The 15,567-nt window shown below is 39.7% G+C and carries 13 protein-coding genes; 1 reads left to right on the top strand and 12 read right to left on the bottom strand.

Annotation, left to right across the window (positions count from 1 at the left end; genetic code table 11):
- Positions 1-4: 4 nt before the first annotated feature.
- Together V3595_RS24310 and V3595_RS24305 are read right to left on the bottom strand one after the other, a co-directional pair.
- Complete coding sequence (locus tag V3595_RS24310) at positions 5-1,096, bottom strand: extracellular solute-binding protein (protein ID WP_485910234.1); 1,092 nt, start codon at positions 1,094-1,096, stop codon at positions 5-7.
- Complete coding sequence (locus tag V3595_RS24305; RefSeq protein ID WP_485910232.1) at positions 1,096-2,322, bottom strand: ROK family transcriptional regulator; 1,227 nt, start codon at positions 2,320-2,322, stop codon at positions 1,096-1,098. Before V3595_RS24305 ends, V3595_RS24310 begins: the two co-directional genes overlap by 1 nt.
- 255 nt (positions 2,323-2,577) lie before the next feature.
- Here V3595_RS24305 and V3595_RS24300 point away from each other — a divergent pair, with 255 nt between their 5' ends.
- Positions 2,578-5,085: an NEW3 domain-containing protein gene (locus tag V3595_RS24300; RefSeq protein ID WP_485910230.1), complete on the top strand. Its 2,508-nt coding sequence runs from the start codon at positions 2,578-2,580 to the stop codon at positions 5,083-5,085.
- A gap of 227 nt (positions 5,086-5,312) precedes the next feature.
- Here V3595_RS24300 and V3595_RS24295 read toward each other — a convergent pair whose 3' ends face one another.
- The 10 genes from V3595_RS24295 to V3595_RS24250 form a co-directional block, all read right to left on the bottom strand.
- Entirely contained in the window at positions 5,313-6,047 is a 735-nt protein-coding gene (locus V3595_RS24295; RefSeq protein ID WP_101224851.1) for an amino acid ABC transporter ATP-binding protein, read from the bottom strand.
- On the bottom strand, positions 6,044-6,688 hold the full coding sequence (locus tag V3595_RS24290; protein ID WP_076370951.1) for an amino acid ABC transporter permease: 645 nt from the start codon (positions 6,686-6,688) through the stop codon (positions 6,044-6,046). The genes V3595_RS24295 and V3595_RS24290 overlap by 4 nt, the downstream gene beginning before the upstream one ends.
- Positions 6,689-6,752: 64 nt before the next feature.
- Complete coding sequence (locus V3595_RS24285) at positions 6,753-7,529, bottom strand: transporter substrate-binding domain-containing protein (RefSeq protein ID WP_485910228.1); 777 nt, start codon at positions 7,527-7,529, stop codon at positions 6,753-6,755.
- Between the two features lie 396 nt (positions 7,530-7,925).
- The gene (gene nikE, locus V3595_RS24280) at positions 7,926-8,741 is read right to left on the bottom strand and encodes a nickel import ATP-binding protein NikE (protein ID WP_402906006.1); all 816 of its coding nucleotides are present in this window, start codon (positions 8,739-8,741) and stop codon (positions 7,926-7,928) included.
- A 33-nt stretch (positions 8,742-8,774) separates the two neighbouring features.
- Positions 8,775-9,602 carry a nickel import ATP-binding protein NikD gene (gene nikD / locus V3595_RS24275; RefSeq protein WP_485910326.1) on the bottom strand — a complete coding sequence of 276 codons (828 nt, stop codon included), beginning with the start codon at positions 9,600-9,602 and terminating at the stop codon, positions 8,775-8,777.
- 18 nt (positions 9,603-9,620) lie between these two features.
- Positions 9,621-10,451, bottom strand: coding sequence for a nickel ABC transporter permease subunit NikC (gene nikC / locus V3595_RS24270; protein WP_063234728.1), 831 nt, complete (start codon positions 10,449-10,451; stop codon positions 9,621-9,623).
- Entirely contained in the window at positions 10,448-11,392 is a 945-nt protein-coding gene (nikB, locus tag V3595_RS24265) for a nickel ABC transporter permease subunit NikB (protein WP_485910226.1), read from the bottom strand. The genes nikC and nikB overlap by 4 nt, the downstream gene beginning before the upstream one ends.
- 17 nt (positions 11,393-11,409) lie before the next feature.
- Positions 11,410-13,035: a nickel ABC transporter substrate-binding protein gene (gene nikA, locus V3595_RS24260; RefSeq protein WP_485910224.1), complete on the bottom strand. Its 1,626-nt coding sequence runs from the start codon at positions 13,033-13,035 to the stop codon at positions 11,410-11,412.
- Positions 13,036-13,375: 340 nt separating this feature from the next.
- Positions 13,376-14,713 (bottom strand): YjiH family protein, encoded by a 1,338-nt coding sequence (locus tag V3595_RS24255; protein ID WP_485910222.1) that lies wholly within the window; start codon positions 14,711-14,713, stop codon positions 13,376-13,378.
- A gap of 297 nt (positions 14,714-15,010) precedes the next feature.
- Positions 15,011-15,217, bottom strand: coding sequence for a hypothetical protein (locus tag V3595_RS24250; RefSeq protein ID WP_485910220.1), 207 nt, complete (start codon positions 15,215-15,217; stop codon positions 15,011-15,013).
- Positions 15,218-15,567 lie beyond the last annotated feature (350 nt).

Genomic DNA, 15,567 nt, shown 5'->3' with positions numbered 1-15,567 from the left:
TTCCTTATTCTTTAATTTCTTTATCTCCACTTTTAATATTTTCATCCCAATATTTCATCCACTCGTCACCTTTTTCCTCGAATGCATTCCAATCAATATCCATCGCTTTAATTTCCGTTTCCGTGATCCATTCAGGTAAATCCTTCACATCACTTCTGGTCGGAATCCTGTAAAATTCTTCTGCCAATGTTTTTGCGGCTTCTGGTGAATTCACGAACTCATAAAAGGCTTCAGCCGCTTTTGGATGCTTGGCACCTTCAACGATGGCGATACCTTCTGTCAATACAGGTGTTCCGCTCTTCGGAATGACGAACTCAAACGGATAATTTTTATTTTCCTTCAGCATGACAACATCCGGCATTGCCCAAACGGAAAGTGAGCCCTCTCCTTTGGCTACCTTGTTATACATCATTTCCGGGTTTGCTGAATATTCCTTTGTGTTTTGGTCGAGCTTCTTTAACCAGTCATACCCTTCTTTTGGATCATTTGTATCCTTATACGTACGATAGATCATCGCAGAAAAAATTGTCCTCATCGTTCCGGAGGCTAACGGATAGCGGATGATGATTTCGTCTTTCCACTTCGGATCAAGCAGCTCATCCCAATCTTTTGGTACCTCGTCTTTCGATAGTTCTTTGCTGTTATACATGATGACTTCCGGTGTCTGGCTCGTTCCCGTCCAATACCATTCCGGATCGTGGAATCCTTCATCGAGACTATCGGAATAGCTAGGCTTATAAGTAGCCAGCAGCCCATCACCCTTTGCTTGATTGAAGTTCGTGGAAGGTGCCCCCCACCAAACGTCTGCCTGCGGATTACTTTTCTCTGATCGAACGCGGTCAAGGATTTCCTGAGACCCCATATCAAGCCACTCAACATCAATACCATACTCATCTTCGAACTGCTTTTCGAATTTTGATAAAATGTCTTTGCCATGCGGTGAATAAACAACGATCTTATCTTCCAGATCACCCTTTTTTCCCTTGGCACCGCCAGTATCCGAATTCGTTTTCGTATCTGTACCGTTACATCCCGAAATCAAAAGTGCTGCCGATAAGGCCATTACTGAAACAAGCGACTTTTTCCTATTTTTCATTAATACTCCCCCTCATCCCGAAAATTCAAAATGCCATCATGCTCCCTTAAGAATAAGGAAACCGCTCCTAGTACTCCTGCGTTTTCTCCAAGTTGTGAAGTTTTCAATTCTACTAAACTTGGAAGATATCGATCAACGATCTCCCGAATTCTAGGTAAAATGTATTCAGATGAATTTAATACACCACCTCCTAAAATGACCACTTCTGGATTTAGCAAACTAGCCGCATTGACAATTCCGCACGCTAAATGTTCGATGGCTTCATTTATAATGGCCATAGCAGTCGTGTCTCCTTTTTTTGCTGACAAAAAAGCATCCTCCCCCGATAGTTCGGAAGCTTTGGCCCGTTCGAATAAAAGATGATGAGGATCCTTGAGAACCGCCCTTGTAAAATGACTGCCTATCGACTTTCCTCCTGCGACACTTTCCAAATAGCCGTATCTATGGAAAATCGGCTTGAATTCACGCTTCATATCCTCTTTGTCCGTTACCATATATCCCATTTCCCCAGCTGCACTGGAAGCCCCTCTGTATAACTGGTTGTTCAAGATAATGCCGCTTCCTATCCCCGTGCCAACCGCAATGAACAGCAAATTCCGCTTATTTTGTGCATTACCCAGCCACTGTTCACCTAGTGCAGCCGCGTTTACATCATTGTCCAGAAAAATGGGGAAATCAAAATACCGCTTCGCTTCGGCTATGAACGGATATTGTACCCAGCCTAAACTCGGTGCCTCTATTACTAATCCGCTTGCCGTTTGCGTTATACCAGGGATCCCGACTCCCATCCCCAATATCCTGCCTTTCGCAATCTGATTCTTTGCAATTAACCGTTCCGTTTCAATCGCCATTTGTTTAAGAAGCCCTGATTTTAAATAGGTGTTGGTTGAAAAGCTAGTGTCGGCAAGGATGTTGCCGCTTAAATCACTTAAAACGATTTTCACTTTCGTCCCGCCTATATCGACCCCAATGATATAGGCTGCCTTTTCATTAAAAAAGAGCTGGATGGGCCTTCTCCCGCCTTGAGAGGAGGATTCTCCTATTCCTTTCTCAAATACCCATTTCTCCTGTATAAGTTCATCCACAGCCAGAGAAACAGTTGGTTTACTTAGCTGAAGCTTAACGGCGATTTCAGCTCTTGAAATGGGCGAACATTCCTGGATACATTGCATGATTCTTTTTTTATTGACATATTTTTGATGACTGGGTGGTCTTTTAAAACTCATCACATCACGGCCTTACATCATTTAGTTAGTAAATCTTCCTAATTAAGTAAAAATATAACTTAAAAAAATTCAGCAGACAAGTTATTTTTCTGAACATTTAAAATGTTCAACTTTTAATAGTTACTTCGAATCATTTACATTTATAACCATTAATGCTATTTATTAGATAAGTTTTTTCGTCTGGTTAGTTAGAAAATATTACTAACCTACATTTTTTTTAGGTGTCTTATAAAGTTGAAAGGGGTTAAAAGATTAATGAAAAAAGCTCTGTTATCGCTGCTTTCCCTTTTGTTGGTTCTTGCATTATTGCCGCTTGGAGGTAGCGCTGCAAATCCTGAGGAAGCCAACGTTGAGTTATGGAATGCGGTCAAGCCGCTCGAGACGACCGTGACATTCTTGAACAGCGGTGCCCATCCAGATGATGAACGCAGTGACTTTCTTGCTTATCTATCGAGAGGGTTAGGGGTGAAGACCTCCAGCCTGATTGCAAACCGTGGTGAAGGAGGACAAAATGAAATTGGGGATGAACTGGACAATGCTCTTGGAATCATCCGTTCGAGGGAAATGATTGAAGCTGCGAAAATCACCGGGGTTAAGGCCTATCATCTAAGTGAAACTACCTCAGATCCCATTTATGATTTCGGCTTCTCTAAAACACCAGAGGAAACATTAGAAAAATGGGGCGAAGAACTCACCTATGAACGGCTTATCCGCTTTATTCGGACGTATCAGCCGGATATATTGATGCCATCCTTTCAAAATGATGATACCCAGCATGGACATCATCGAACAATGACAATCTTAAGTGAACGTGCCTTTAAGGATGCGGCCGACCCAACTGTGTTTCCGCAACAATTGAAACAAGGGCTATCGGTATGGCAAGTGAAAAAGTTATATTTGCCCGTTTCCTCGGCAGATCAAGCAACCACTTCGATTGAAATCGGTAAATATGACCCAATATACAATATGACTTACCCACAGCTTGGAGAACAATCCCGCTATCTGCATAAAAGCCAAGGCATGGGTTCTGATATCCCGGCAGCACCTCGCCAGATCCATCTGGATTTGAAGCAAAGCGCCGTTGATACAAAAAACCAGTCGGACCTTTTTGCAGGTGTACCTTACAATTTTACTGAATGGGCTGAAAAACTCCCCCGCTCAGCTTCAAAATTAAAAGGTGAATTTAAATACCTGCAACGGAATTTGGATGCTGTTATTGCGGCTTATCCTAATGATAAACATGTTTTTTCAATATCCCAAAATGCTCTCTCCAATGTTCGGTCAATTACTGCGCAAGTCAAAAAGGCAAAGCTAAGCCCTGCCATTAAGAACGACTTGCTTCATAAGCTCTCATTAAAAGAAGAGCAATTGCAAAACGTCAGTTATGTCTCCTCAGGACTCGAAGTTCAAGCTAAAGCAGCTTCAAAGATCCTGACGAAAGGTCAAAAAACGTACGTAACCGTAACCGTGAAGAATAACGGGAAACAAACCTTGAAAAAAGTCGCTGCTGCATTGAACGTACCTAAAGAATGGAAGACCAAAACAAAAGCTAAAGATGTCAATCTAGCACCAAATAAATCAGCGACAATGACCTATCTGGTTGAAGTCCCTGAAGATGCAGCCTATTACCATGCCTATGATGAATCAACCATTACGACCAGCATTTCTTATAAATACGGCAGCACAAAAACTGCCATCAAGGAGGAAGTGGATGGAACGATCGCTGTCCTTCCCGACGTAGGCCTTACCCTATCTCCTGAAGATATCGTCGTAAATACAGCAGATGTAAAAGAGGAAGTCCCAGTGACGGTAACCTTGAAAAACTATACAGAAGGAAAAGCATCGGCAAAGGTCGCTTTAAAAGTCCCTGAAAATTGGGGAGTTCATCCCCAAAATGCCACTGTATCATTTAAAGAAAAATCAGAAGAAAAACAAGTGAAGTTCACCCTCAGACCACCGAAGGCAATACAAAATGGTGAATATCAGGTGAAGGCAGCTGCCACTGTCAATGGGAAAACCTTTGATTCGACCATTCAGGAAATTTCCTATGACCATATCGGAACATTCTATTACCAATACCCAGCAGCTATCAATACCGTTGCATTTGAGCTTTTGAAGCCAGCTTCATTAAAAGTGGGGTACATTGAAAGCGGATTCGATAAAGTGGCAGATTACTTAAGCAATGCAGGGCTGAACATTACGAAGTTAACTGCAGCTGATTTAGCTGAAGGTGATTTAAGTCAATATGACACGATCGTTACAGGCATCCGTGCCTATCTATCGAGGGAAGATTTAAAGGCAAATAACGCGCGCTTACTTGAATATGTGGAAAACGGCGGTCATCTCGTCGTGCAATACCATAAACCGGGTGATGGATGGGATGCCATGAAGACTGCTCCATATCCTCTTACCCTCGGGAATCCTTCCATTCGCTGGCGGGTAACCGATGAAAAAGCCACGGTAAACGTGTCGAAACCAGAATCAGCGCTTTTTAACTATCCAAATAAAATAACAAGCGATGACTGGAGCAATTGGGTCCAAGAAAGAGGATTGTATTTCCCGATGGAATGGGATGAACGGTATGAAACATTCATTTCCATGGCTGATCCAAATGAAGAACCATTTGATGGCGGAATCCTCATGGCTAAATACGGTAATGGCACCTACCTCTACACCAACCTTGTGCTATACAGGCAAATTCAAGGACAGGTTCCAGGCGGATATCGAATCATGACGAACTTGCTTAGTTACGGTGCCAAGTAAATAAAGAAGAAACCTATGCATGTGTCGAATGCATAGGTTTCTTTTTTTGATGTTTGCCAATTGAAGCCATCACCTGACCGATTCCTGCTCTAAAAACCAAAAAAGTTATGCACAAAGATGAGGGAAAGGCTCATGCGTTTGGGTTTCCCCTCATTTCCCGCATTCCTTTGTCCACACTTCATGCACAACTTCATTCATGATTTAACATGATCTCATAGGGAATCCCGTTAAAGCACTTTGCTCAAGAATGCTTTCGTTCTTTCGTGCTGAGGGTTACCGAATAATTCATTCGGCTCATTTTCTTCCACGATATACCCTCCATCCATGAATATCACCCGGTCCCCGACTTCCCGGGCAAAGCCCATTTCATGCGTAACAACGACCATTGTCATGCCTTCTTTTGCAAGTTGTTTCATTACCTCCAAAACATCGCCGACCATTTCAGGGTCAAGGGCCGAAGTCGGTTCATCAAATAACATGATCTTCGGATTCATCGCCAATGCCCTTGCGATGGCGACCCGCTGTTTTTGTCCGCCGGAAAGTTCCCCTGGATAGCTATTTGCTTTTTCCTTTAGACCAACCTTATCCAATAACTCAAGCGCTAACCTTCTCGCTTCCGCTTTATCGGTGGCACGAATTTTAATAGGACCCAAGGTTATGTTCTCCAAAACGGTTTTATGAGGAAATAGATTGAAATGTTGAAAAACCATTCCAACTTCTTGCCGGACTTTGTTTATATTGATTTTCCTTTTAGGATCGGTTATATCATGTCCGTTAATGACCACCTCACCGCCCGTAACTTCCTCAAGGAGATTCAGGCAACGCAGGAAGGTACTCTTTCCAGATCCAGAAGGGCCTATTACGCAAATTACTTCCTTTTCCTGCACTTCTGCGTTGATATCTTTTAAAACCTCGACAGTTCCAAATGATTTTCTCAGGTTTTTTACAGTAATGATGCTCATCGAACTTGTACCCTCCTTTCTATGAAATTAGCAATTAGGGTTAACAAATAGATGATGATAAAGTAAATCACACCAACTGCCAGCCAAATCTTGAATGCTTCAAAGGTTGCCGAAGCTTGAATCTGACCTTGCTGGGTTAAATCGGCTATACCAATGACCGATAATAGAGAAGTGTCTTTCAAGCTGATGATCGATTGGTTCGTAATAGTAGGGAGCATCCTTCTGAAGGCTTGCGGAAGCACGACATATCTCATTGTTTGAGTTCCAGTGAACCCGATGGATCTTGCCGCTTCCGTTTGTCCTTTATCGATGGATTGTATCCCTGCCCTTATTATTTCAGCAAAATATGCCCCTGCATTGATTGCAACGGTAATTATACCAGCTGTTGTACTGTCCAAAGAAATCAAATTCAGTGAATTCACACCAAAATAGATAAAAAATAACTGAACGATGAACGGTGTCCCTCGTATCGCATCCACATAAACCTTTGCAATCCAATTCAAGATTTTGATGGGGGCAAGTCGCAGCAATGCGACAAGTAAGCCAATCAAAAAACCTAAGATAATGGCAATCACAAAGATATAAAGTGTCACCTGAAGTCCTTTTAATAAAATAGGCAATGCCGCAACAATTATATCCATTTCTTTCACCCCTTTGAAAAAGAAAGCGCGCCATAAGCGCGCTTATTGAGCTTTAATCTATTGTTTATTCACCAAGATACGTTTTTATAATTTCATCATACGTGCCGTCTTTTTTAAGATTGGCAAGACCATCATTTATTTTCTTCAATAAATTCTCGTTTTGCCCTTTCAATACAGCAATTCCATATTGGTCACCATTCAAACGGTCACCTACGATTTTCAACCCAAGATCTTTTTGGGCGATCGCATAGGAGATAACCGGGTAATCTTCTATAAGGGCATCTGCGTTTCCGTTGGCCACTTCCTGGAACATCGCTGGACTATCATTGAATTGAACAACTTTAATTCCTAGTTTCGTAGCATTATCCTGTGCATATTTAGCACCTGTTGTTCCTTTTTTCACTGCTATGGTTTTTCCTTTAAGATCTTTAACAGTTTTAGTACTTGTATTCTCTTTTTTAACAACTATCGTTAATCCTGCATCAAAATACGGTGTTGAGAAATCCACTACCTTTTTTCTTTCCTCTGTAATGCTCATTCCCGCAATGGCCACATCAAGCTGATTGGCTTGCATAGCCGGAATGATTCCGCCGAAATCCATTGGAGACAATTTGATTTTAAAATCCTGGTCTTTTGCGATTGCATTGATCAATTCAATATCAATGCCTTTATATTCGTTCCCCTCTTTAAATTCAAAAGGAGGATAAGTCGTATCCACACCAACTTTATATACCTTTTCAGGTTTCTTTTCCTCACCTGCATTTTTTTCTTCATTGGTTCCACAAGCCGAGATAAAGATAGTTAGAATCAAAAACATACTCAGTAAACCAAGTTTCTTCATTCAAATCACTCCAATTCTTAGATTATACGTGATAATAAATAATTCTCCCTATAATATAGCATAAGAATAAAGTATTATAATATTAATTTTCAGAATAAATATTATTTTCTTCAAATAATTTTTATGGATGTTTTTCCTAATATTGTTTCAGTGATGGAAAATAAAAAAAGGATATGGAATCCTTTACTATAAAAACAGCCGATCATGCCTTTAAGGTTGTTTTTTACCAGGTCAGTTTTGAAATCCCTAATAGGAGACACCCATTTAAGATCATTGGAAGCTTGATTATCGATTTTAGGCCCTCCAATATGTTCTTCAGAAGAAATATAAACAAGCCTCGATTATCAAACTGAAATCGAGGCCTTCTAATCAATACATATAGATTCTAGACTAGGTCTAGTTAGTCCTCGTCGGAAGAGAACGAAAACGTGGATGCTCAGCAAGGATAGAGCCTTTCATCTGTTTAATGACAGGATGTTCTGAAGAAAAAAACTGATCTTTAGAGTCGTAAAGTTCGATTAATTCTCCTTTTTCCAGTACACCCAAAGTATCAGAGATTGAATAGGCCGCTTTAATATCATGTGTAATAAAAAGATAAGATAAGCCGAAGTCTTTTTTCAACTCACTTAATAATTCTAAAATTAGTGTTTGATTAACCATATCCAGACTGCTTACGGATTCGTCTAAGACGATTAGCAGTGGCTTAAGAGAGATTGCCCTAGCAATATTAATTCTTTGCAATTGTCCACCGCTAAATTGGTGTGGGTATTTTTTCAAATCCTTTTCACTTAGGCCCACTCTTTCCAATAACTCAATAACCGTTCTTTTTTGTTCGGCTACGGTTAGTTTTTCATAGTTTTCTAATGGCTCGCCTATAATACTCTCGGCTGTCATTCGTGGATTGACAGATGAATACGAATCCTGAAAGACGACTTGTAGATCTCGGCGTATCTTTTGTCGAGTAAGCTTATCAGCAGTATAAATATCATGCCCTTGAAACAGAACCTGTCCTTGCTGTGGGCGTTCTAAGCCAAGAATCACTTTTCCTAATGTACTTTTTCCAGCTCCACTCGTGCCAAGTAGTCCTAAACATGTTCCTTCGTCTATAGAGAGGGAAATGTCAGTGAGTACTTTTTTAGAATGCTCTTTCCATTTAAAAAACGTATGAGAATTATAGCTATGAGTTACTGCTTTTACTTGTAATAAACTCATTTGTTCACCCCTCAAAAGAATGCAATCTATATATCACAACATATGGGTGATAGGTTCTTCATGGTTTAGGATAAGGCGGGCATTTAGCAGTTTCTTTGTATACTCATGCTGCGGATTATCAAATAATTCAAATACATTTGCAGTTTCTACAATTCTGCCATGTTGCATAACGACTACATCATCTGCCATTTCAGAAATGACTCCTAGATCATGAGAAATGAGTAAAATGGATGTTCCATATTCAGAACGAATTTTATCCAAGTGGCGAAGTACTTGTAATTGGTTATGAACATCGAGTGCAGTTGTCGGCTCATCAGCAATAATAACGGTAGGATTTAAACATGCGGCCATCGCAATCATCACGCGTTGAAGCATACCTCCACTCAATTGAAAAGGATAGCTTTTTAATAGTTTCGCGGGATCTGGCAGGTTTACATTTTGCATCGCATCGATGGCAAGCTCTTTTGCTTGTCTTTTATTCAATGAGGTATGAGACCTAATCGTTTCGATAAATTGATTGCCAATTGTAAAAACAGGCGTAAATGCATTCATCGGATTTTGCATAATAAAGGCAATATCCTTGCCGCGAATTTCACGTATTTCTTTATCGTCTAAACCATTCAATTCTCGTCCTTGGAGGGTAATGCTACCTTCAATGGTCGATGTTCTCCGATCAAGAAGCTGTAGAATGGACATACTCGTAACGGTTTTACCACTCCCACTTTCCCCAACAAGCCCCAGTACCTTCCCTTTTTCCAGTTCAAAATTAATATCCTGAACGAGGGTGGAAGCACCTTCTTTTGTTTTTACTTGTACATGTAGACTGCTCACTTTTAATACATTCGACCGTTCTGTTCCCAATCTTCTCATTCCTTTTTATTAACGACGTTTGACTCCAAAACGTTCTGATAGCGCTTCGCCTAATAAATTGAAGGTGACGACAACGAGCATAATCATCAAACCTGGATATAGCATTAATTCTGGATTCGTCCGAATATACGATTTCCCTTCATGAATCATTGCTCCCCATTCTGGTGTAGGGGGTTGCACACCTAAACCTAGAAACGACATGGCCGATATATCCATGATGGCCCAACCCATTTCTAATGTACCCATAACAGCGAGCGGAGGAAGAACATTTGGAACGATATGTTTCTTTATTATCTTCCATTGAGAAGAACCGCTTATTTTAGCTGCAGCTATATAGTTTTGTTCTTTCAGACTAAGTACCATTCCTCGGAAAATTCTCGCATAATACACCCATTGCACAAGCATCAATGCTAAGATGACCTGTTTAAGGCCAGGTCCCAATATACCAACAAGTCCAAGAATGAGCAAAAGATTCGGAAATGCCATAACACCATCACAAAGTCTCATTAGCACCTGGTCCACCCATCCACCTTTATAACCAGCAATGGTTCCAACAATCAAACCGATGCCTAAAGATGAAATAAAGATTAATGTGGCAAATCCTAAAGAAATGCGAGCTCCATATAAGATGCGTGATAACGTGCATCTTCCTAAATGATCAGTTCCTAATGGATACTCAAAGGAAGAGGGCTGTAGTTTATTAGCTAAATTTACAGCAATAGGATCATTAGGTGCAATCCAAGGAGCCAAGATGGTGATGATAAATAGGAAGCTCAATATTATCGAACAAAGGACAATCACTTTCTGACTTTTCATCATAATACGAAGACTTGTTATCATTGACGTTGCCCTCCTTTTCTGGAGATGCGTGGGTCGATACACATTTGAATAAGGTCAACAATCAAGTTGCTAAAAATGAATAGTCCCGCTGCTAAAAGCACATAGCATTGAATGACAGGAACATCCCGATTAAAAATAGCTTCAATAAAATAACGACCAAATCCTGGCCAGGAAAATACCGCTTCGACGATAATGGTTCCAGTCAGCAGCTTTCCTAAATTCATCCCTAGACCAGTAATCATAGGAGATATGGCTATTCTCAATACATGTTTTCCCATAATGACTTTTTCATGAATCCCTCTTGTGCGAGCAAAAAGGATATAAGGTTCCTGTAAATTTTCAAGAACGCTAGCACGTAACAATCGAGTATACAAGGCTATTAATGGCAAAGCTAAAGTAACGGAAGGGAGAACCAGATGTTGCCAAGTCCCGATTCCTTCAACAGGGAACAAGTCGAGTTTAACAGAAAAGAAAAAAATCAATAAATAACCAAGCCAAAAAGAGGGGATGGATGCCCCGAAAAAAGAGAGAAGGCGACTAAAATGGTCAATAACACTGTTTTTCTTTATGCCTGCCAAAAATCCAAGAGGGACACTGACCAGGATAGCTAATATGATGCTACCTAAAGCTAACTGAATGGTCGCTGGCATTCGATATGTAACCTCTTCCCAAACAGGTTTATTCGAAAGATAAGATATGCCAAAATCAAATTGGCATATCTTAATAATAGAATTTACATATTGAACATGGAGGGGTTGATCTAAGCCAAACTCATGTCTTTTCTGAGCCAATATCTCATCTGTAGATTGGATATGTGCTGCAGATAAATATGCCTCAGCTGGGTCCACAGGTGAAAGGTGAATCATTCCAAACGTTAGAAGAGTGGCCAAAAGAAAGATGGGAATAATGGCCATAATTCGTTTCAAGATATAAGTGCCCATGAAAACCCTCCTGTAACTTACTTCTCGATGCTAATTCCTGTGAATGGATGTTCATCCCGGTTAGCAGGGAAGGTAAAATTAGATACATCTTTTTGGTAAACAGCTATTTTCTTAATATAAGAAATAGGCACAATCGCTCCTTGGTCTTGCAGTGATTCCAAAATGGTTGAGTAAAGTTCTTGACGTTCTTTTTCATCTGTTGTTCCAGGAACATCTGCAATTTGTTTTAACAACTCATCTCTGTTCGGATAAGATGAAATGGCTTCGTTAAAACCAAATCCTTCTGAACCAACGACATTTACGAAAGTATGTGGATCATATGGAGCGCCATAGTTACTAAAGAAATTCAATTCAAAATCATTAGCTTTGAATCTTTCAATTTGTACCGTAAGCTCAACTCCAACGATATTCAATTTAACACCTAGTGCCGCCCACTCAGATTGTAATGTTTCGGCCATTGCTTTTTGAATCGATTCTGCAGAGTCGTACATTAACTCGATTTCAAGCGGCTTTCCGTCTTTCTCACGAACGGTTTTTCCTTTTGGAAGCTTCCATCCTGCTTCATCTAATAAAGCTTTTGCTTTTTCGACATTATAATCAATCGCTGTTACTTCAATGTCTGAAGTATACGGGAAGTTTGTCGGTAAAATGAAATCTGCCTTCTCTTCCAACCCAGAAGTAACTCCGTCAACCATTGCTTTTTTATTAAATCCATATTGTAACGCTTGACGAACACGTAAATCTGAAAGTTGTTCTTTCTTCGTATTCATAACTAGTTGTCTTGTCGCAACCGGATCAGAAATACTAGTCTCATAGTTACCTGTTGTTTCTAATTGTTTGAAAGCATCTAGACTGATAGCACCTTCACCATAAATTAGGTCCAGGTCACCTTTTTCAAAAGCAAGAACACGGGTTTCCGCATCAGGAATGATCTTGACTTTGATTTTCTTAACTTTAGGGAGTTCACCCCAATAATTTTCATTGCGTTTGAAAATAGCATATTCATCTGCTTTATGTTCTTCCAAAATCCATGGGCCTGTACCGACTGGTTTTGTAACACCTTTAGAAGTGTCACCATCTTTAGGGAATCCAGCATCACCTAAGAATCGGACTGGACGAACAACGGCTAACTCTTGAATAGTAGGATAATATGGCTCCTTTAATGTTAGTTTAAATGTGTTTTGGTCAATTACTTCCGTTTGATCCACTTTCGGAATAAAGCCCAACCAACTATGTAAATCAACATTTTTCAATATAGTATCAAAGTTCTTTTTCACAATTTCAGCATTAAAGCTCGTACCGTCAGAAAATTTCACATCTTGACGCAGGTTGAAAGTATATTCCTTCCCATCCTTGGAAATTTCCCAAGATTCAGCTAAATGCGGTTTCAGCTCGCCTCCATCTTGGTAGCTAACCAAAGGTTCATATATCATTGATGTAGCGAATAATTGAGAAGGATTATAGACATGCGGATTCATTTCACCTATATCCCTAGGCCAAGCCAAAGTAAGCATGTCTTTACTGTCTTTATTTGAAGTTGAATTTTCTTTTGATTCATTTGTACATCCAAGTAAAAGCGTTGATAAAATTAAAACGATTGCGGATATAAATAACACTTGTTTGCTGTTTCTTCTTTTCGACATAACATTGGTGCCTCCAGTACCATATTGAGAATCATTTTCAATTCTAATGAGTATCTATATTATTGTCAATATAATGTCGAAATTCTCGAAAGATATAAATATGTTTTGCTAGAAACATATAAACTCAATTAATATCCTTTTCTGTGATGATGCTGCTCCAAATAATTTATACTATGTCCCAACAAGCCTTCAAATGCCCCGCGCACCCGTAAGTCCTACCATGCCTACTGATATAAAAGATTCTATTAAAAAAAGGTCAACCAGTAATTTTTACTGGTCGACCTTATAATACGAACGCACCCGTTCGATTTGTGATCGAATTTAGATTCGTTGATTTGTACTAAAGCAGCAATATTGCGATAGGTGCAGTAATAATTAACGTGATGAGCGTCCGTTCAAACCAGATTACAATCAACTTCGTAATGCTGATTGGGATTTCGGTTGATAGGATACAAGGGATCGTCGCTGAAAAGAACAATATGGATGATACAGATACCACGGCAATAATGAACTTAGTTACCAGAGGTGCTTCAACTACGAGAAGCGCCGGCAGGAACATTTCTGCAATTCCTATAGCTGAAGCTTTTGCAGCCAAAAATGGTTCAGGTATTTGCAATGCCCAAGTAAATGGGTAAAAAAGATAGCCAAGTAAATTAAATACTGGAGTATACTCCGCTAATACAAGGCTAATGAGACCAACCGATAAAATGGACGGCAGAATGCTCATTGTCATAAGAAAACCGTCCTTTAAGTTATCCCATAAATTTCTGCCAAGACTTACGGAATTGTTTGCTCCAACCATCGCACTATACCAGGCATTTTTGAGAAGTCCTTCTTTGATAACCTCTTCTGGATCGGCATTATCCGAATAATAATCGTCGCTCATTTTATTTAATGGCCAAATACGTACGGTAATGGCAGTGACAAGGTACGTTATCCCTAAAGAAACCCAAAAGAAAAGGGACCATATGTCCATAAGCCCGAGAGTTTTTGCTACAACGATCATGAACGTTGCTGAAACGGTTGAAAAACCAGTTGCAATAATAGCGGCTTCTTTAAGCGTGTATTTTCCTTCTTTATATAGTCGATTCGTAATAAGCATACCAATAGAGTAGCTTCCTGCTAAATCAGCGACCATATCAACTGCTGAACGCCCTGGCGTTTTAAATATCGGCCTCATGATTGGCTGCATCAGTACACCCAAAAATTCTAGAAGCCCGTATCCAATGAGAAGCGCCAAAAATAGAGCACCAAAAGGAACGACAAGCCCTACAGGTATGACAAGTTTTTCGAAAAGGAAAGGACCCATACTCGGGGCCATTAACCATTCGGGCCCAATCTTAAAATATATTAAGATCGCAACAACAGCACCTATTACTTTTAAAAAAGAAAAAACTATTGATACCTTATCCTTGCTCCAACTTTTTGAAATAAATGGATAAACAGCTCCTAATAGAATGACAATAAGAGCATAAATAGGAACGGCTGAAGGCAGTGTTACTTTGATCCATGTTACTATATGATCAATTGGTATGCTTGAAACACCATTAATGGTAATAGGAATAAAAAACATAAAACTTCCTATTAAACTGTATATTATAAACTTCAGTATATTAGTAGTTGATTGAATTTGCGGCTTCTCTTGTTTCGTATTTGTCACCACATTTGGTGATCCCATAATTATTCCCCCTATTATATAATACCCATATCCGATCCTCTCATTGCTTCTGTCTCACGATTTGGTAAGGCAACAGTACCAGGATACAACGTCGATTACGATAGGGCTTTTAGTTCTCCGCTTGCCGCCATATCGTTTAAAATTATCCAAATTCGGCACGCCCCCATAGCCTAACCAGCAAATTACGGGAGAAAGGTCTTGGAACTTAATTTATTCTTGGGCCAATCCTGTTTCACAAATGCACATTGCCCGTGGTGCATCGTTGGATTCCCCAGAGTTTTCACCCTCTTCCAGCTCTTATTGAGGATTCGAAGCAAAACACTCCCAGTTATGTGCCGCTTTCCAATTCCGCCTTACACCGCCATCTGGGTGCTCAGCTATATTCCGGTCGTTCATTAATATGGGAAGTACTGTCTTTTGTATGCAATCCTGTTCCTTCATAAAGTCGTTATTCCATTCATTGTATCCGCTTTCATTTTGATAGACCTCCTCGTTATTTAACATTCATTGTATACTGAAAATTCTAATAATAATTTTATTTTTTGATGATTATTTTATAATTTATTTACAAGAATTCATCTACTATTGTTCATTTTATAATCTATATTAAAATTAGAGCGAAATTTAATAGCAGAATGCGTGGTTTTGGTGCAAAAAACTTAAACTGATTGTGTGGTCTATTAAACTTGGGCAGATGAAACTCAATGGAATTCTCAATGATCCGCCCCTTTTTTTGCATAAGAAAAAGAGCCCTGAATGAACTGCACCCCAATTGTTAGACAACATCTAACAATTGGAGGTGCAGTTTTTTTGACTAAATATACGATAGACGAAAAATCAAATGCAGTTTTAGA

Source organism: Bacillus sp. CFBP9009, assembly GCF_036541465.1.
Classification (GTDB): domain Bacteria; phylum Bacillota; class Bacilli; order Bacillales; family DSM-1321; genus Peribacillus.
This window is presented reverse-complemented; position numbering and strand designations above follow the sequence as displayed.

Bases quoted from the DNA above. Each gene is read 5' to 3' on its own strand.
- V3595_RS24310 (WP_485910234.1), bottom strand. From the start codon at position 1,096: ATGAAAAATAGGAAAAAGTCGCTTGTTTCAGTAATGGCCTTATCGGCA.
- nikA (WP_485910224.1), bottom strand. From the start codon at position 13,035: ATGTCGAAAAGAAGAAACAGCAAACAAGTGTTATTTATATCCGCAATC.
- nikE (WP_402906006.1), bottom strand. From the start codon at position 8,741: ATGAGTTTATTACAAGTAAAAGCAGTAACTCATAGCTATAATTCTCAT.
- V3595_RS24250 (WP_485910220.1), bottom strand. From the start codon at position 15,217: ATGTTAAATAACGAGGAGGTCTATCAAAATGAAAGCGGATACAATGAA.
- V3595_RS24290 (WP_076370951.1), bottom strand. From the start codon at position 6,688: ATGGATATAATTGTTGCGGCATTGCCTATTTTATTAAAAGGACTTCAG.
- V3595_RS24295 (WP_101224851.1), bottom strand. From the start codon at position 6,047: ATGAGCATCATTACTGTAAAAAACCTGAGAAAATCATTTGGAACTGTC.
- V3595_RS24285 (WP_485910228.1), bottom strand. From the start codon at position 7,529: ATGAAGAAACTTGGTTTACTGAGTATGTTTTTGATTCTAACTATCTTT.
- V3595_RS24255 (WP_485910222.1), bottom strand. From the start codon at position 14,713: ATGGGATCACCAAATGTGGTGACAAATACGAAACAAGAGAAGCCGCAA.
- V3595_RS24300 (WP_485910230.1), top strand. From the start codon at position 2,578: ATGAAAAAAGCTCTGTTATCGCTGCTTTCCCTTTTGTTGGTTCTTGCA.
- nikB (WP_485910226.1), bottom strand. From the start codon at position 11,392: ATGGGCACTTATATCTTGAAACGAATTATGGCCATTATTCCCATCTTT.
- V3595_RS24305 (WP_485910232.1), bottom strand. From the start codon at position 2,322: ATGAGTTTTAAAAGACCACCCAGTCATCAAAAATATGTCAATAAAAAA.
- nikC (WP_063234728.1), bottom strand. From the start codon at position 10,451: ATGATAACAAGTCTTCGTATTATGATGAAAAGTCAGAAAGTGATTGTC.